The following is a 16,226-nucleotide window of genomic DNA, read 5'->3' as shown; positions in this document are numbered from 1 at the left end:
CGTGGCCGCTTCCTGTCGCGGCCCGCCCGCCACGCCGCCGGCGTGGTTGCCTTCACCAGACCGAAAAAATGAGGAGCGGGACAATGGGATCCGGTGATTCCGTCGACGGCGACGTCGCGGTGATGATGCAGGCCGCGCAGAGTTTCCACAACATCGTGCAGGACGTCCCGAAGCTGATGGGCCGTTCCGTCGACGGCGCGTGCGGCGGCGGCCTGACCGAATGCGGTCCGCTCGTGCAGGCCGACGCCTACGCGACGAACGCGTTGCAAACGTTCGTCCAGGACGTCAGGTACGGCATCGCGGCGTACGGGAAGTTCGCCCAGCGCTCCGGAATCGCCTACCGGGACGCGGACGAAGCGGCCGCGGCGGGAATTCTCAAGGAATGGCGCGACGACAAGGGAGCCGGGCTTCCGAACATCACGCAGCCGTCTCCTCCCGGGGTGTCCGGCGCCCCGCAGACGAAGTAGGGCGGCCATGGGCGGAGTTTGGGAGTCCCAATTCGGGTACAGCCTGTACGGACTCAAGGAGCAGCACGACAAGATCACGGCCGAACTCCCGCATGTCGCGAGGCTTCACGCGGCGGCCGACATGTGGGTCGAAGCGGCCACCTGGATAGCGGACAAGGCCGTCGCCTTTCACCAGCAGGTGGAGAACCTGGTCTCGAACTGGCCGGACGCGGCGGGAGCCACCTTCGGTGCCGTGGCCAAGCAGGACATCGACACCCTGCGTTCCTGGGTGCAGACGGCGGACGCGCCGATCCCGGTGGACAACGGGATCATCCTCCCGATGCTGCCGAGTACCGTCCACTCGCCGCTGAGCCGCCCTTCGCACGGAATCACGATGTCCAATGTGGCCGAACGGCTTCGCGAGCTGGCCGGTGACATCCAGAGGACGTTCGACTATGTGGACACCCTGTACCGCGACTATCACGCCCTGTTCGACAACAGGCCGGGCGTCCAGGCCGAGGACAGGAAGGCGGTCGAGGACGACTACCGGGTGAAGGCGGGCATGGCGCTCGACAACCTCGCGCGCCACTACCGGGATGTCTCGGACAACGCGCTGCCCGACGCCAGGGGACTGCAGTGGACCGGCCCGCGCAGCGACGTCGTCCCAACGGTGAAATCCGATTCACCGGCGACCGACCCCGGGGGAGGCGGGGACCCGAGCAGCACCGGAGGCGACCCGGGAGCGGCGAACCCCGGTGAGACCCAAGAACCGAATCCCGCAGACACTCCGGAGACCCCCGAAGAACAGAAGCCGCTCACGCTCCAGGAACAGCTGGATCTGGCCTCGTCGGGGCTCGACGTCGCGAGCAAGGCGGTCGACCTCGGGAGCAAGGTCGCCGAACAGTTGCTCGGCGCGGGCGGGGCCGGATCGGTGGACGTGCCGGATCCGGCGACCGTGCCGAACCCGTTGGAAGGCTGGAAGCCCGGCGAGTCTCCGTCGCTGAGCGGCCTCTCGTCCCCGGACAATCCGCTGGGCCTGCCGACCCTCGCGGGCCTCGGCGACGGTGGCGGCGGAATCGGCGCTGGCCTGGGGGCGGGCGGAATCGGCTCGGGTGGCGGCGTTTCGCCGATGCCCGGCACCGCTTCCCCGGCGGCCGGCGTCGCGGGATTCGGGGCCGCGGTGCCGGGAACCTCCGCCGCGGTGGGGTCGGCGGGCGGAACGGCGGGCCTCGGCGGAAGCCCGGGGATGATGCCGATGTATCCGCAGAACGGCGCGGGCGGGCGAGCGGGCGGCGGCGGCGACATCAGGCCGGGAGCCGCCGAACACGTCAACGCGGTCCGTTCGCGCAAACCCGAGGGCGAACCGGGCGTGGCACTGCGAGGCAGGGCGGGAACGGCGCCGCGCCCGCCGGGCACCCGGCAGCGCCCGGCCGTCGAAAACGACGTCGTGCACGTGCTCGACGAAGACCTGTGGCAACTCGACCCGGCCACCGATCAACCGAAATACCGCACCGGATACTAGGAGGAGGGGCTCATGTCCGACGTCGTAGACGGCGACACCAGTTCGATGTTCGCTTATTCCCAGCAACTCAAGGCACCACCGATACCGGCCTCGGTGACCGCGGGCCTCGCGACACCGGCGAATCTGTCCGGGATGGTCGAAAGCGCGCTCTTGTCGGTGCTGGACACGGCCGTCACCGCCGAGATCAACGCCTATTTGGGCGTTGTCACCGCGGACATGGTCACTTACGGCGCGAAGGTCAAGCAAGCGGCCGCGACCTATTCCCTCGCCGACATCACCAGCGCGCTCGACCTGGCCACGTCCGGGGTCAAGCTCGGCCAGAAGGTGGTCGGCGTCGCGAAGCAGGTGTCCGGGGCCGCGGGCTCGCAGTCCGGCACGACGGATCCCACCCAGACGGCCGCGGGCGACGGCTCGCCGCAGACGACCTAAGGAGCCTTTCTTGTTCCCGTATGGCGTACTTCCGATGGAAGTCATGGTCGGGTGCATCACACAGACGCAGGCCTGTGTCCCGGTCCTCATGCAGAAGTCGACGATGTGGAAGGAGGCGCGCGTCTGGGTCGAAGAGGCCAAGGTCGAGTTGCAGACCCGCGCCAACGACCTCGCCCCGGACTGGACCGACGACGCGGGCCGGGCGTTCGAGGAGAAGACCAAGTTGTCACTGGCCGACCTGACGATGTGGGGTCAGCGGATCGACGACTCCCAGGTGTCGGAGAAACTGGCCTCGCTGGCGGCCGCCCTGCCGGAGGCACAGGGGATCGTGCTCGGGATGGCCGCCGAGTACGAGGCCATGTTGCTCAGTCTCAACTTCCCGGGAGCGTTCGGGGTTCAGCAGCAGGCGGGCGTCTTCCTGAGCGGATTGGGTACTCGCTTCGACACGACGATGCTGTCGATGTGCGCCGCCGCCGGGATCGCGAATCCGGCCGATCTCCTGCCAGGTTTCCCCCAGGTCACCGGTTCCGCCGCGGACGCGGTGAAAACGGCCGACGCGGCGGTGAACCTGCTCACCGAGGTGCAGAGCCTGAGCGAATCCCTCGGTGGCGGGGCGGGCGGGAAGCTGCCGGACTCGTCCGGCCTTCTCGACGGCTGGAACGGGTCTGAAGCGCCGTCCGCGTCCGGCCTCGCCTCGTCCGCCGGGAACGGGCCGACGCTGGCCGGGCTGGCGCCGAACACCATGGCGTCCGGCAACCTTTCCGGCGGCCCGCTGAGCGGCCTGTCCGGCGGCGGCCTGCCGTCGGGCGGCCTCGGGTCGCTGCCGCCCATGCCGCTGGGAACGCTCGGCGCCGCCGGTGGACTCGGCGGGGTTCCGGCGGCATCGCGGGCAGGCTCGGGAAAGCGCGCCCTCGGTTCGATTGCGGAGATCCCGCCGGGCGGCACGATCGGTTCGGCGAAGGGCGCCGCAGGCGGGATGATGCCGCCGGGGATGCCGCAGCACGCCGCGGGGACGGCCGGAACGGTGCGACCGGGAGCGGCCGAGCACCCGCAGGAGCGTTCCGAAGACGCGCCAAGGCCCGCTTCGGGAGCCGACGGTGTGGTGGCCGCACTGCGGGGCCGGTCCGTCGACGGTGACGGGAACGGCTTCACGATCCCTGGCCACCGGCGGGCGGCCGAGTCGGACACGGGATCGCTGCAACTGCTGGAGGACGACACCTGGCAGTGAGTCGGCCCCCGCACCTCGGCTCAACGAGACCATCGACACTCCTTTGCCCCGGATGTGCCATGCTCGACAGCGCACGAGGCGGCGAAACCGAGAGGTGACGAGGGTGTCCATCTGGGCAGGCGTGATCAATTTCGTCCGGGGCCGGTACGAGGTGCTCGAAGAGCGGGACGGCTGGCTCCGGTTCCGGGTCGACACCGGCGACGGCCGCGGCCAGCAGGTGTCCTTGCACCACTTGCCCGAACACGACGGCGCGGAGTGGGTGGAGATCTCGTCTCCGGTCGGCTGGGCCGACAAGATCGATCTGCGGCGCCTGCTCGAGCTGGCGGGCGGCGACTCGGTCGGCGGCGCGGCGGTGGTGGACGGTGTCGCACTGCTCAAGCACACGGTCCCGCTGGTCGACCTGAACCTGGTCAACGAGTTCGAACACCCGCTGAAGTCCCTCGTCGCGCGTGCCGACGCCCTCGAACACGAGCTGACCGAGGCCGACGAGTTCTGAGCCCGCCGGTCCATTCAGGACGGAAACGGTGAAGGCCCCCTGCGCCGCAGGGGGCCTTCACTCGTCTTGAGGCAGGACTTGTGCCTTCCCGGTGTTCGCCTGCGGTCCCCGGGCGAAACCGAGTCCAAGGCGTGTCGCGAAAGCCACTTTCGCGACGTCTGGCGTCCCGAAAGTGGCTTTCGCGACACGGACGGCTCGCCCGGCGCCGCGTGTCGGGCTCAGAGGCGCTCCTGGAGCGCGTCCGCGGCGGCGAGCAGGTCCGCGGCCCAGCGCGCCCCCGGTTTACGCCCTATGCGTTCGATGGGCCCGGAAACCGACACCGCGGCGACGACGGTGCCCGTCGAATCCCGTACCGGCGCCGAGACACTCGCCACACCGGGTTCCCGTTCCGCCACGCTCTGGGCCCAGCCGCGGCGGCGGACTTCGAGCAGTGTGCGCTCTCCGTACACCGCCTCGGTGAGGATCGTCCGCTGCGTGTGCGGATCCGACCACGCGGCGAGCACCTTCGCGCCGGAGCCCGCGGTCATCGGCAGCCGTGAACCGATCGGCACCGTGTCACGGAGCCCGCTCGGCGGTTCCGCGGTCGAGACGCAGACGCGCTGGACGCCGTCGCGGCGGTACAGCTGAACGCTTTCGCCGGTGATGTCGCGCAATTTCGGCAGCACCGAACTCGCCGCGTCGAGCAGCGGGTCGGTCGAACCGCCCGCCAGTTCCGCGAGTGCGGTACCCGGCCGCCAGCGGCCGTCGGGGCCGCGGCGCAACAGGCGATGCACTTCGAGGCCGACCGCGAGCCGGTGCGCCGTCGCGCGCGGCAGACCGGTCCGCGTGCACAGTTCCGCCAGGCCACAAGGATCTTCGGCCACGGCCTGAAGCACGGCCACGGCCTTGTCGAGTACTCCGATACCGCTATGCTGTCCCACAAGCCGATACTATCTTCCCGAAGTTTGAGATGTCCAGATGGTGGGAAGTACCGATTTCACCGCATGTGAGGAGCCGGAAAATGCCCCGGACACTGGCCGAGAAAGTGTGGGAGTCGCACCTGGTGCGGCGCGGCGAGGGGGCCGAGCCTGACCTGCTCTACATCGATCTGCACCTGCTGCACGAGGTCACCAGCCCGCAGGCGTTCGACGGACTCCGTCTGGCAGGCCGGAAACTGCGCCGCCCCGATCTCACCATCGCGACCGAGGACCACAACGTCCCGACGATCGACATCGAGTTGCCGATCGCGGATCCCGTGTCCCGCACCCAGGTCGACACCCTTCGCGCCAACTGCGAGGAGTTCGGCGTCCGGCTGCACCCGATGGGCGACGACGAACAGGGCATCGTGCACGTCATCGGCCCGCAGCTGGGCCTGACCCAGCCGGGAATGACCGTGGTGTGCGGTGACAGTCACACCTCGACGCACGGTGCCTTCGGCGCGATGGCCTTCGGGATCGGCACCTCCGAGGTCGAACACGTGATGGCGACCCAGACCCTGCCGCTCCGTCCATTCAAGACGATGGCGATCACGGTCGACGGCGCCCTGCGCCCCGGCGTCACCGCGAAGGACGTCATCCTCGCGGTGATCGCGAAGATCGGCACCGGCGGCGGGCAGGGTTACGTCCTCGAGTACCGCGGCGAGGCCATCGAAAAGCTGTCGATGGAAGCCCGCATGACGGTGTGCAACATGTCCATCGAAGCCGGCGCGCGCGCCGGGCTCATCGCGCCGGACGAGACGACGTTCGCGTACCTGAAGGGCCGTCCGCACGCGCCGCGGGGCGCGGATTGGGACGCGGCTGTCGAAAACTGGCGCGAACTCCGCACCGACGACGACGCCGTCTTCGACGCCGAGGTGCACCTGAACGCCGACGAGCTCACGCCTTTCGTGACCTGGGGCACGAACCCGGGCCAGGGGCTCCCGCTGGGCGCCGAGGTGCCCGACCCGGAGCGGATCGGTGACGAGAACGAGCGCATCGCCGCTGAGAAGGCCCTGTCCTATATGGACCTGAAGCCGGGCACGCCGCTGCGGGAGATCGCGGTGGACACCGTCTTCCTCGGCTCGTGCACGAACGGCCGTATCGAGGATCTGAGGGCCGCCGCGGACGTCCTGCGCGGGCACAAGGTCGCCGATTCGGTCCGGATGCTCGTCGTCCCCGGCTCGATGCGGGTCCGCCAGGCGGCGGAAGCCGAAGGGCTGGACCGGATCTTCACCGAAGCGGGCGCGGAATGGCGTCAGGCGGGCTGTTCGATGTGCCTCGGCATGAACCCGGACCAGCTGAAGCCGGGCGAGCGGAGCGCGTCGACCTCGAACCGCAACTTCGAAGGCAGGCAGGGCAAGGGCGGCCGGACGCATCTGGTCTCACCGCTCGTGGCGGCCGCCACGGCCGTGCGGGGAACCCTGTCCAGCCCCGAAGACCTGCAGCCCGCCGTCGCCCGCTGACATCGCTGACATCCGCGAAGGAGTTCCCAACATGGACGCGTTCACCCACCACACCGGCGTCGGGGTCCCGCTGCGCAGGTCCAACGTGGACACTGACCAGATCATCCCGGCGGTCTACCTCAAGCGCGTGAGCCGCACCGGCTTCGAGGACGGGCTCTTCGCCGCCTGGCGCTCCGAGGAGTCGTTCATCCTCAACCAGGAGCCCTTCAAAAGCGGGTCGGTCCTGGTCGCGGGCCCGGACTTCGGCACCGGTTCCTCCCGCGAGCACGCCGTCTGGGCCTTGATGGACTACGGCTTCCGGGTCGTGATCTCCTCCCGGTTCGCGGACATCTTCCGCGGCAACTCCGGCAAGCAGGGTCTCGTCGCCGCTCAGGTCGAGCAGGCGGACGTCGAACTGCTCTGGAAGCTGCTCGAAAACGAGCCGGGGACGGAGGTCACGGTGGACCTCGAGTCGAAGACGGTACGAGCCAAGGACTTCACCGCGCCCTTCCAGATCGACGACTACACCCGCTGGCGGCTCCTCGAAGGGCTCGACGACATCGCCCTGACACTCCGCCACGCGGAGGAGATCGACACTTTCGAGACCCAGCGCCCCTCCTGGAAGCCGGTGACCCTCCCGGCCGCCCACTCCTAGGGCCGGTCAAAGGGGGCGGATTCCCTTGCTGAGCAGGGAATCCGCACCCCGGCCGGGGGTACTCGACACAGCCCCGAAACCACACCGAACGGCACCTCGAGAGGCCCTGAAGGGGTCCCTCGGGAGGCGGAACAGCCCCCGAGACAAGGGAAATTTCCGCGCGTCGTTTGGAATTTGTGCTGCATTGGTAATACCGTGTGCGCTAAGTCGGCCGACGGGGCCGTGTACAAGTAGTTCTTCTTGGAGGACTGGAATGGCCAACAAGGCCCAGCTGATCGAGGCGCTGTCGGAGCGCCTGGGCGACAAGAAGGTCGCGTCGGAGGCCGTCGATGGCCTTGTCGACATCATCATCCGGACGGTCAACAAGGGCGAGAAGGTGAACATCACCGGCTTCGGTGTGTTCGAGAAGCGCGCCCGCGCCGCCCGCACCGCGCGGAACCCGCGCACCGGTGAGACCGTTCGCGTCAAGAAGACCAACGTGCCCGCTTTCCGCGCCGGCACGACCTTCAAGGACGTCATCAGTGGTTCGAAGAAGCTGCCGAAGGCCACCGCTGTGAAGCGCGCGACCGCCGGCACCACCACTCGCGCCGCCACCACCACCCGCGCGACGACGACCCGGACGGCCGCCAGCCGCCCGGCCGCGACGCGTTCCACCACCACGCGGACCCGCGCCGCCGCCGCCACGACGCGTACGGCTGCGAAGCCGGCCGCCAAGGCGACCGCGACCAAGGCCGCCGCCAAGACGACCGCTGCCAAGGCGGCGCCGAAGACCGCGGCCAAGGCCACGACTCGCGCCACCACGGCCAAGAAGGCGACCGCCACCAAGGCCGCCGCGAAGCCGGCCGCCAAGGCGACGGCTGCCAAGGCCCCCGCGAAGAAGGCTCCGGCCAAGCGGACTTCGGCCGCGGCGAAGAAGAAGTAAGCTCCCTCTTCACGAGAGAGCCAACGGCAGGGCCCCGCGCATCGCGCGGGGCCCTGCCGCATTTTTCGGCCGTCCGCCGTGCGGCCGCCTGGTTTCGCCCGACGCGCCCGCGCGCGATGTCCGGGGGATCACGGTCCCGGAAGGGATCCGCGGCGGCTCAGGGCCGGATGTGCCGCGATTCTTGTGCCGGTGGGCGAAGTCGCGGAAAAGAATCCGCTTCGACGGTCACCCCGATGGACGCATCGCCGCGCTTTCCCGGCGCCGCCCTCCACAGTGGAGCGACGGTACGAACACTGCCGGAGTAGCTCACGTCACCCACGTGGGGGAGTGCCGCACGACTTTTCCCGTGTCCAGACTCCGAACTCGCGTGCTCAAAGACGTAACTCGCGTGCTCAAAGACGTAACTCGCGTGCTTGAAGCCGTAACTCGTGAGTTACGGCTTCAAGCACGCGTGATACGGCTCCAGACACGCGAGTTCCGTCTCCAGACACGCGAGTTCGGGGAACAAGCGCAGGCGGAGCGTCAGGGATGTGCGGGAGCCGGGGTGGGCAAAGGCGACGCGAAATAGTCCGCGGCCACCAGCACCGGCCCGTTCTCTTCGGTCGGGGGCCGGAAGGACAGCACCCAGAACGAACCCTTCTTCGACGGCACCACGCCGCCGCGGGCGGCGGGCAGGTCGACACCGTCGCGGTCGGCCAGCGCGCTGACGACGTCCGGGATCACCCCACCCTGGCTGGAGATCACCGGTGTCCCGCCGTCTCCGGCGATGGCCAGCAGCCGGGCCACGCCGAGCACCGGGTCCGGCCAGTAGCCCTCTTCCGACAGCAGTGGCTCGTGCCGGATCTCGACGCCGAGATCCTCGGCGAGCCCGTTCACCGTCTGGACGCAACGAAGCCGCGGCGCCGAGAGCACCCTGCCGGGCGCGTAGTGCCGCAGCAGCGAACGCAGTGCTTCGGCCTGACGCTGACCCGCGTCCGACAGCGGCCGCAGGTCGTCGTCGCCGTTCCACTCGTCGCGTTTACCCGCTTTGGCGTGCCGCACCAGGATCACCGTGGTGAGTTCGGGCGGCAGCGCGGAGAACTCGCGCAGCACCCGCACGTCCTCCGTCCGCGTCAGCAGTTTCTCCGCCGTTTCCGGGTCGAGCCAGCGCAGCTCGTCGACTTCCTCGTTCGGCGCGAAGGCGCCGGAAACCGCGTGCGCGGAGAAGTAGTCGACGGTCTTCGGCAGTCCAGCCACGGTGTATTCGGTCCGGACCAGATACCGGCCGAGCACGGCCTCGAATCCGGTCTCCTCTTCGATCTCCCGGACCGCCGCCCGCGCGAGGGTCTCGCCCGGATCCAGCTTTCCCTTCGGCAGCGACCAATCGTCGTAGCGCGGCCGGTGGACCAGCGCGACCTCGACCCGGTCTCCGTCACGACGCCAGAGAACGGCTCCCGCCGCCCGGATGGTCCCGCTCATCCCGCGGCCCCGTGCCGCTTCGCCAGCTCGACCTGGTGGTCGCGGACGTCGTCGCCGGAAGCCGGGAACGGGGTCCACTCGCCGGTCGAGTTCAGCACCCAGCACCGGGTCGACGGATGCAGTGCGGATTCGAAGATGTAGTCCAGCTGCGCCGTCAGCTTCGGATCCTTGACCCGCACCAGCGCCTCGATCCGGCGGTCCAGGTTGCGGTGCATCATGTCCGCGCTGCCGATCCACCGGGTGCCGCCCGCGCGGAAGGTGAAGACGCGCGAGTGCTCCAGGAAACGGCCGAGGATGGACCGCACGTGGATGTTCTCGCTCAGTCCCTCCACACCCGGTTTCAGCGAGCAGATCCCGCGCACCACGATGTCGACCGGCACTCCCGCCTGCGAGGCGTGGTACAGCGCGTCGATCACCTGCTCGTCGACGAGCGAGTTGCATTTGATCCGGATCCCGGCGGTCTGGCCGGCGCGGGCGAGTTCGATCTCCTCGCCGATCGCGCGCACGATGCCGCGGCGGATCCCGTGCGGCGACGTGAGGATGTTGCGGTAGGTGTCCTGACGGGAGTACCCGGTGAGCACGTTGAACAGATCCGTCAGATCCGCGCCGATCGTCGGGTCGGCGGTCAGGATGCCGAGGTCCTCGTACAGGCGCGCGGTCTTCGGGTTGTAGTTGCCGGTGCCGATGTGGCAGTAGCGGCGGATGGTCGAACCCTCCTGGCGCACCACCATCGACACCTTGCAGTGCGTTTTGAGCCCGACGAGCCCGTAGACCACGTGCACGCCGGCGCGTTCCAGGGTGCGGGCCCAGGTGATGTTGGCCTGTTCGTCGAACCGTGCCTTGATCTCGACCAGCGCGACGACCTGCTTGCCCGCCTCGGCGGCGTCGATCAGCGCGTCGACGATCGGGGAGTCGCCGGAGGTGCGGTACAGCGTCTGCTTGATCGCCAGCACCTTGTCGTCCGCGGCGGCCTGTTCGATGAACCGCTGGACGCTGGTGGAGAACGAGTCGTACGGGTGGTGCACGAGGACGTCGCCCTCGCGCAGCGTCGCGAACACCGACTTCGGCGTCTCGCGCTCACCGAACGCCGGATGCGTGGCGGGAACGAAAGGGCGGTCCTTGAGTTCCTTCCGGTCGACACCGGACAACTGGTGCAGGCAGGTCAGATCCAGCAGGCCGGGGACCTCGACGACGTCGCGCGGGTCGACCTCCAGTTCGCGCAGCAGCAGTTCGAGCATGTGCTCGCTCATGTCCTGCGCCACCTCCAGCCGCACCGGCGGGCCGAACCGGCGCTGCGCCAGTTCCCGTTCCAGCGCCTGGAGAAGGTCTTCGTCCCGGTCCTCTTCGACTTCGAAGTCCGCGTTGCGGGTGACCCGGAACGCGTGGTGCTCGGTGACCTCCATCCCGGTGAACAGCTCGCCGAGGTGGGCGGCGATCAACTCCTCCAACGGAAGGAACGTCGCGGTGTGGCTCTCCCGCGGCTGCTGCTCGATCCGCATCAGGCGCGGCACGTTGCTCGGCACCTTGACGCGCGCGAACCGCTCCGTGCCCGCTTCGGGGTCCCGGACGGTGATGGCCAGGTTGAGCGAAAGACCGGAGATGTAGGGGAACGGGTGTGCCGGATCCACTGCCAGCGGTGTGAGCACCGGGAAGATCTGCTCGCTGAAGTAGTTCGACAGCCGGAGCTGGTCGGCGCCGGTGAGGTCGTTCCAGCCGACGATGAGGATGTCCTCGTCGGCCAGCTGCGGTCGCAGGTGCAGTTCGAAGGCGTTGGTGTGCCGCTCGACCAGGTCCTGGTTGCGTTTGGCGATGTAGGCCAGCTGCTCGCGCGGGGTGAGCCCGTCCGCGCTGCGCACCGGGAGGCCGGTCTCGTCGCGGCGTTTGAGCCCGGCGACCCGCACCATGTAGAACTCGTCCAAATTGGACGCGAAGATCGCCAGGAACTTGGCCCGCTCCAGCAGTGGCTGCGACTCGTCCTCGGCCAGCGCGAGCACGCGCGCGTTGAAGTCCTGCCATGACAGCTCACGGTTGAAGTACCGGTCGTCGGGCAGGGTTTCGACGGCGGTGGGCGCCGACGTCACCGCGGGAGGCGCGGCGGGCAGCGCGCGGAACTCCTGTGCTGGACGGCTCGCCGAACCGCCGCGCGTCGCGCGCGGGGACGGACGGGCGGTCTTCACCGCGGGAGAGGTCTTCCTCGCCCGGACGGGTTTCGCCGTGCCGTGGTCCGGTTCCGGTTTCGCGGCGGAGGTCTTCCGCTTCCTTGCCGAGTTCGGGGTGCCGCCGTCATTTGTGCTCACGGACTTCATTGTTCACCACTCGGCGCGATTATGTGCGCCGCGCGCGGGACGCCGGGGTGAACTCTCGTCACATCGCCACGCAGGGTGTCCCCAACAGCGTTGAAGTGCGCTTTCCGGCACCCAGGGTGCGAACGTGAGCGAGATCATCCGCGGTGTCGACGTCGGCGCGGAGCGATTCCGCGGCGATCGTGAGCGGGGTCGCACCGGAGGCGGTGTGCGCCCGCGCGGAACCCTCGCCGAACCGGGGTTCCAGGCGACGGCCCGCTCCCGCGAGCAACAGGGTCGTCCCCGTTCCCTGCCGGTCCGCGACGAACGCCCGTCGCCCGGCGGCCTCGGCGAGGGCGGCGGTGAGGTCTTCGGTGCGCAGCGCGGGCAGGTCGGCCTGCAGGGCGCCGACGAGACCGGCCGGCGTGTCCCGGCGCAGCAGCTCTTCGCCGTGACGCAGGGCCGCGTTCAACCCGCCGCGTGACGGCTCGGTGACGATTTCGACGCCCAGTTCGGCCAGCTCCGCCACCGACGCCGGGTCGGCGGCGACCACCAGCACCCGGCGGACGCCGTCCGCCGAGGTCGCCGCGGCCAGCGTGTCGAAGGCCAGCGCCAGCACCAGCTCGGCGTGCCGTCCGGGCACGACCGCGCCACGAAGCCGCGACTTGCCCTCGGCGGGGCGTTTCATCGGCACGATCAGGTCGACGCCCGCACTGCCTGAACTGTCCACATCTCTCTTCTTACCCGACCCTCCCTGGACCGCGCTCGCGTGCGCGCGGCAGGATCAGTGGCCTGGGACGACACGTGTGACTTCGAGGAGGACGAATTGGCCCGGCGTGAGAAGGGCGGCATCTGGGTGGGCATCGCCGCCGCACTGTTCTACCCGGCGACGGCCATCGGCAAGCGGGTCTACCGCAACGCCGGGCGGATCCCCCGCGAAGGCGGCGCGCTGCTCCTGCTCAACCACGTGTCCCACATGGATCCGGCGGTGGACGCGGTGTTCGTGCACCGCCAGCGGCGGGTGCCCCGTTTCCTCGGCAAGGAGAGCCTGACCAGGACACCCGTCTTCGGCAAGATCTTCGTGGGCGCGGGCCAGATCCCGGTCTCCCGCGGTTCGGCCGCCGCCGGCGACAGCCTCAAGGCCGCCCACCAGGCGTTGCGTGACGGCAAGGTCGTGGTGATCTATCCGGAGGGGACGATCACCAAGGATCCGGACGGCTGGCCGAAGAAGCCGTTCACCGGGGCCGCGCGGCTCGCACTGGAGACCGACGTGCCGGTGATCCCGATCGCGCGCTGGGGCACGAACCACATCTTCGACGGCTACACGAAGAAGTTCAGGCCGTTCCCGCGCAAGACGATCACGCACCTGGTCGGCGAGCCGTTGGATCTTTCGCCGTACAAGAACGGTTCCACCCGCAGCGCCTCCAAGCTGCGCGAGGTCACCGACCTGATGATGACCGAGATCACCGCCCTGCTCGCGGAGATCCGCCAGGAGGAACCGCCCGCGAAGAAGCCGGAGGACGACGCCTGATGGCCCCGGTCCAGCGGGTGACCGTGCTCGGCGCCGGATCGTGGGGCACGGCGTTCGCGAAGGTGCTCGGCGACGCGGGACGGGATGTGACCATCTGGGCGCGGCGGCCCGAGGTCGCGGAAGAGATCCGGGAGCGGCATCTCAATTCGTCCTATTTACCCGGTATCGACTTGCCGGAGCGGATCACCGCGACGGCGGATCCGGCCGAAGCCCTCGACGGCGCGCAGGCCGTGGTCCTCGCGGTGCCGAGCCAGACGCTGCGGACCAACCTGTCGGAGTGGTCCGGTCTGCTGCCGTCCGACGCGATCCTGGTGAGCCTCGCGAAAGGCGTCGAACTGGGCACGCTCAAGCGGATGAGCGAGGTCATCGCCGAGATCGCCCGCGTCGACGCCGGGCAGATCGTGGTCGTGTCCGGGCCGAACCTGGCGAAGGAGATCGCACTGGGGCAGCCGGCGGCGGCAGTGCTGGCCTGCACCGACCACGACAACGCCAAGGCGATCCAGCAGGCGAGCTTCAACCAGTACTTCCGGCCGTACACCAACACCGACGTCGTCGGCTGTGAACTGGGCGGGGCGTGCAAGAACGTCATCGCGCTCAGCTGCGGGATGGCGGCAGGGCTCGGCCTTGGCGCCAACACCGTGGCCACGCTGATCACCCGCGGACTGGCCGAGATGGCCAGGCTCGGCGCGAAACTCGGCGCCGACCCGCTGACCTTCGCCGGGCTGGCCGGCGTCGGCGACCTGGTGGCGACCTGTTCGTCGCCGTTGTCGCGCAACCGGACGTTCGGCGAGCGGCTCGGCCGGGGCGAGACGCTGGAGCAGGCGCTGGCGGCCACCGGCGGCCAGGTCGCCGAGGGCGTCAAGTCCTGCACGTCGATCCGGGAACTCGCGCAGAGCCTCGGCGTCGACATGCCGATCACCGACGCGATGCACCGCGTCTGCCATGAAGGGGTCGACCCCCGTCGTGCCGGGGCCGAACTGCTCGGCCGGTCGCAGAAGCACGAGTGGTCCTGAGGAAGACCGCACTATCGCGACAGACCAGGGCGGATCCGTGCTGCGAGCATGGGAGCCAGGTGAGGGACTCACGGTCCACGGTATGAGATCGGTTGACCGCCGGGTTCCGCCCTGGTTCGCTGAGGGCATGTTCGCATGTGAGATGACTGTGTCGCGGGGCCTCTCGGGTCTTGGCGCCGTCTCGTGTGCGTCGTGTCGCTGTTGTCGGTGAACTCAGCCCCGGCCCAGCTCGACACCTTCTTTCCTTTGCGAGGACTTCTCCATGTTCGCCGTCCCGGACAACACGCTCGTCATCCCCGAAAACCCCGCCCTGCGCCACCCGGTGCGCGTCGCGCTCGAGTTCGCCGCGGACCGTGACCGCTGGCGCCACCTGCTCCGCTACGACCCCGAGGAACGCTTCTCCGCCCTCGTCGACGCCGACGAACTCCAGGAGATCTGGCTGATGAGCTGGCTGCCCGGCCAGCGCACCGACCTGCACGACCACGAATTCGCCGCGGGCGCGTTCACCGTGGTCAGCGGGCAGCTGAGCGAGACCGTCGCCCGGCGCGCCGTCGACGGGCGGGCGGTGACGGAGCTGCATTCGCTGTCGGAGGGCCAGTCTCGCGTCTTCGGCCCCGGGTACGTCCACGAAGTACGCAACGACGGCCCGGACCCGGCCGTCAGCGTGCACGTCTACCGGCACCAGACGCGCACCATGCGCCCGTACCACCTGGACCCCATCTCAGGCCCGTCCCGCATTTAGTCACCTACTTGCGTGGCCCTCCGGCGCAAGTAGGTGACGAATTGCGTGGGGGGAGCGTCAGGTGAGGTCGCCCCGGAGCCGGAATTCGGCTTCGATGCGGTCTCGCGGGGTGCCGGTGGCGAGCAGAGTGTGCAGCAGGAGCCGGGATTTACGCGGATCCAGCCAGCCCGCCATGGTCGCGCCCATCGCGATCAGATCCGATTCGGAACCGCGGAAGCCATAGGTACCGCGGAACGTCGGCCCGGCGCCGGTGCGGCCGGCGACCACGATCGGCACCTCCGGCAGCACCCGCTCGATCACGTCGGCGGACCCCGCCGAAACGTGCCCGGCGCCGTTCGCGGCGAGCACCACTCCCTTGACCCCGGCCTTGACCAGCGTTTCCAGGAGTTCGCCGGTGTCCTCGACGCCGCTCTCGACGATCGGCACCAGCCCGGAGAAGTCCGCGTCCCCCAGCGGCAACGCCGCCGGGCGGGCGGCGACCGGGTGGAAGTAGTGGACCAAGCCCTCGCTGACGAGCGCGAGCGGCCCGGCGGGATTCGAGGAGAAGGCCTCGACATGGCTCGAATGTGTCTTGCGGACCCAGCGCGCGGCGTGGACGTCGTCGTTGAACACGACCAGCGAGCCGCGGCCCCGGCTGCGGGGATCGGCCGCCACGGTCAACGCGGCGAGTACGTTCCCCGCGCCGTCGGCGCTGGGCAGACTGGGATTGCGCATCGCGCCGGTGATCACGATCGGTGCTTCGGAAGCCCACGTCAGTTCGAAGAAGTAGGCCGTCTCTTCGAGCGTGTCCGTGCCCTGGATCACGACGACACCTTGAGCGCCTTCGTCGACGGCTTTCGCGGCCCAGTCCCGTGTCCGGATCAGGGTCGCGAAGTCCATCGACGCGCTGGAAATCCCCGCGAGCGTCTCCGCGCGGACGTCCATCTCGAGGTCGTCGCCAAGGTCGCCGAGCAGGTCGGCGGCGGTGAGGCGGGGGACGGCGTGGTCTTCACCGTCGCCGGGGACCATGGAGATGGTGCCGCCCAGTGCGGCGACGGCGACAAGGGGCCGATTCACGGGAGAGACGCTCATACGGAGAGTCTAGAAACTCGTGAGTGGTAAGTG

At 69.3% G+C, this 16,226-nt stretch carries 16 protein-coding genes; 11 read left to right on the top strand and 5 right to left on the bottom strand.

All coding sequences use genetic code 11. From position 1 onward, the window contains the following. The first annotated feature begins 83 nt into the window (after positions 1-83). From ACIHAO_RS26790 to ACIHAO_RS26770, 5 genes are all read left to right on the top strand, one after another. Entirely contained in the window at positions 84-467 is a 384-nt protein-coding gene (locus ACIHAO_RS26790; protein ID WP_396562248.1) for a hypothetical protein, read from the top strand. Positions 468-474: 7 nt separating this feature from the next. Further along, positions 475-1,968, top strand: coding sequence for a hypothetical protein (locus ACIHAO_RS26785; RefSeq protein WP_396562246.1), 1,494 nt, complete (start codon positions 475-477; stop codon positions 1,966-1,968). A 12-nt stretch (positions 1,969-1,980) separates the two neighbouring features. Further along, positions 1,981-2,397, top strand: a complete 417-nt coding sequence (locus ACIHAO_RS26780; protein WP_396562244.1) for a hypothetical protein — start codon at positions 1,981-1,983, stop codon at positions 2,395-2,397. A gap of 43 nt (positions 2,398-2,440) precedes the next feature. Beyond that, on the top strand, positions 2,441-3,625 hold the full coding sequence (locus tag ACIHAO_RS26775) for a hypothetical protein (protein WP_396562242.1): 1,185 nt from the start codon (positions 2,441-2,443) through the stop codon (positions 3,623-3,625). A 103-nt stretch (positions 3,626-3,728) separates the two neighbouring features. Next, a complete protein-coding gene (locus ACIHAO_RS26770; protein ID WP_396562240.1) occupies positions 3,729-4,121 on the top strand; it encodes a hypothetical protein in 393 nt (130 codons plus the stop codon). 218 nt (positions 4,122-4,339) lie between these two features. Here ACIHAO_RS26770 and ACIHAO_RS26765 read toward each other — a convergent pair whose 3' ends face one another. Beyond that, positions 4,340-5,041 carry an IclR family transcriptional regulator gene (locus ACIHAO_RS26765; protein WP_007031477.1) on the bottom strand — a complete coding sequence of 234 codons (702 nt, stop codon included), beginning with the start codon at positions 5,039-5,041 and terminating at the stop codon, positions 4,340-4,342. Between the two features lie 80 nt (positions 5,042-5,121). Here ACIHAO_RS26765 and leuC point away from each other — a divergent pair, with 80 nt between their 5' ends. The 3 genes from leuC to ACIHAO_RS26750 all read left to right on the top strand — a co-directional run bounded on the left by leuC (position 5,122) and on the right by ACIHAO_RS26750 (position 8,096). Further along, a complete protein-coding gene (gene leuC / locus ACIHAO_RS26760; RefSeq protein ID WP_396562238.1) occupies positions 5,122-6,540 on the top strand; it encodes a 3-isopropylmalate dehydratase large subunit in 1,419 nt (472 codons plus the stop codon). A 31-nt stretch (positions 6,541-6,571) separates the two neighbouring features. Further along, positions 6,572-7,174, top strand: coding sequence for a 3-isopropylmalate dehydratase small subunit (gene leuD, locus ACIHAO_RS26755; protein WP_396562236.1), 603 nt, complete (start codon positions 6,572-6,574; stop codon positions 7,172-7,174). Between the two features lie 253 nt (positions 7,175-7,427). Then, a complete protein-coding gene (locus tag ACIHAO_RS26750) occupies positions 7,428-8,096 on the top strand; it encodes an HU family DNA-binding protein (RefSeq protein ID WP_396562234.1) in 669 nt (222 codons plus the stop codon). A gap of 522 nt (positions 8,097-8,618) precedes the next feature. Here the strand turns inward: ACIHAO_RS26750 and ACIHAO_RS26745 are convergent. The 3 genes from ACIHAO_RS26745 to cofC are packed head-to-tail and all read right to left on the bottom strand — an operon-like array spanning position 8,619 to position 12,524. Then, positions 8,619-9,554 (bottom strand): NUDIX domain-containing protein, encoded by a 936-nt coding sequence (locus ACIHAO_RS26745; RefSeq protein ID WP_396562232.1) that lies wholly within the window; start codon positions 9,552-9,554, stop codon positions 8,619-8,621. After that, the gene (locus ACIHAO_RS26740) at positions 9,551-11,860 is read right to left on the bottom strand and encodes an RNA degradosome polyphosphate kinase (RefSeq protein WP_396562230.1); all 2,310 of its coding nucleotides are present in this window, start codon (positions 11,858-11,860) and stop codon (positions 9,551-9,553) included. Before ACIHAO_RS26740 ends, ACIHAO_RS26745 begins: the two co-directional genes overlap by 4 nt. Positions 11,861-11,918: 58 nt before the next feature. Continuing rightward, a complete protein-coding gene (cofC, locus tag ACIHAO_RS26735) occupies positions 11,919-12,524 on the bottom strand; it encodes a 2-phospho-L-lactate guanylyltransferase (RefSeq protein ID WP_396562401.1) in 606 nt (201 codons plus the stop codon). A gap of 99 nt (positions 12,525-12,623) precedes the next feature. Here cofC and ACIHAO_RS26730 point away from each other — a divergent pair, with 99 nt between their 5' ends. From ACIHAO_RS26730 to ACIHAO_RS26720, 3 genes are all read left to right on the top strand, one after another. Continuing rightward, a complete protein-coding gene (locus tag ACIHAO_RS26730; RefSeq protein WP_396562228.1) occupies positions 12,624-13,367 on the top strand; it encodes a lysophospholipid acyltransferase family protein in 744 nt (247 codons plus the stop codon). Beyond that, entirely contained in the window at positions 13,367-14,380 is a 1,014-nt protein-coding gene (locus ACIHAO_RS26725; protein ID WP_396562226.1) for an NAD(P)H-dependent glycerol-3-phosphate dehydrogenase, read from the top strand. Before ACIHAO_RS26730 ends, ACIHAO_RS26725 begins: the two co-directional genes overlap by 1 nt. 262 nt (positions 14,381-14,642) lie before the next feature. Beyond that, positions 14,643-15,122, top strand: a complete 480-nt coding sequence (locus ACIHAO_RS26720; protein ID WP_125786696.1) for a cysteine dioxygenase family protein — start codon at positions 14,643-14,645, stop codon at positions 15,120-15,122. A 57-nt stretch (positions 15,123-15,179) separates the two neighbouring features. Here ACIHAO_RS26720 and ACIHAO_RS26715 read toward each other — a convergent pair whose 3' ends face one another. Then, on the bottom strand, positions 15,180-16,193 hold the full coding sequence (locus ACIHAO_RS26715) for an asparaginase (RefSeq protein ID WP_396562223.1): 1,014 nt from the start codon (positions 16,191-16,193) through the stop codon (positions 15,180-15,182). Positions 16,194-16,226 lie beyond the last annotated feature (33 nt).

Origin of the sequence: Amycolatopsis sp. NPDC052450 (genome assembly GCF_044547565.1) — a bacterium.
Classification (GTDB): Bacteria; Actinomycetota; Actinomycetes; order Mycobacteriales; family Pseudonocardiaceae; genus Amycolatopsis.
Note: the sequence above shows the minus strand (reverse complement) of the source record. Positions and strands in the feature narration are given on the sequence as shown.

Bases quoted from the DNA above. Each gene is read 5' to 3' on its own strand.
- ACIHAO_RS26790 (WP_396562248.1), top strand. From the start codon at position 84: ATGGGATCCGGTGATTCCGTCGACGGCGACGTCGCGGTGATGATGCAG.
- ACIHAO_RS26785 (WP_396562246.1), top strand. From the start codon at position 475: ATGGGCGGAGTTTGGGAGTCCCAATTCGGGTACAGCCTGTACGGACTC.
- ACIHAO_RS26780 (WP_396562244.1), top strand. From the start codon at position 1,981: ATGTCCGACGTCGTAGACGGCGACACCAGTTCGATGTTCGCTTATTCC.
- ACIHAO_RS26775 (WP_396562242.1), top strand. From the start codon at position 2,441: ATGGTCGGGTGCATCACACAGACGCAGGCCTGTGTCCCGGTCCTCATG.
- leuC (WP_396562238.1), top strand. From the start codon at position 5,122: ATGCCCCGGACACTGGCCGAGAAAGTGTGGGAGTCGCACCTGGTGCGG.
- leuD (WP_396562236.1), top strand. From the start codon at position 6,572: ATGGACGCGTTCACCCACCACACCGGCGTCGGGGTCCCGCTGCGCAGG.
- ACIHAO_RS26750 (WP_396562234.1), top strand. From the start codon at position 7,428: ATGGCCAACAAGGCCCAGCTGATCGAGGCGCTGTCGGAGCGCCTGGGC.
- ACIHAO_RS26745 (WP_396562232.1), bottom strand. From the start codon at position 9,554: ATGAGCGGGACCATCCGGGCGGCGGGAGCCGTTCTCTGGCGTCGTGAC.
- ACIHAO_RS26740 (WP_396562230.1), bottom strand. From the start codon at position 11,860: ATGAAGTCCGTGAGCACAAATGACGGCGGCACCCCGAACTCGGCAAGG.
- cofC (WP_396562401.1), bottom strand. From the start codon at position 12,524: ATGAAACGCCCCGCCGAGGGCAAGTCGCGGCTTCGTGGCGCGGTCGTG.
- ACIHAO_RS26725 (WP_396562226.1), top strand. From the start codon at position 13,367: ATGGCCCCGGTCCAGCGGGTGACCGTGCTCGGCGCCGGATCGTGGGGC.
- ACIHAO_RS26720 (WP_125786696.1), top strand. From the start codon at position 14,643: ATGTTCGCCGTCCCGGACAACACGCTCGTCATCCCCGAAAACCCCGCC.
- ACIHAO_RS26715 (WP_396562223.1), bottom strand. From the start codon at position 16,193: ATGAGCGTCTCTCCCGTGAATCGGCCCCTTGTCGCCGTCGCCGCACTG.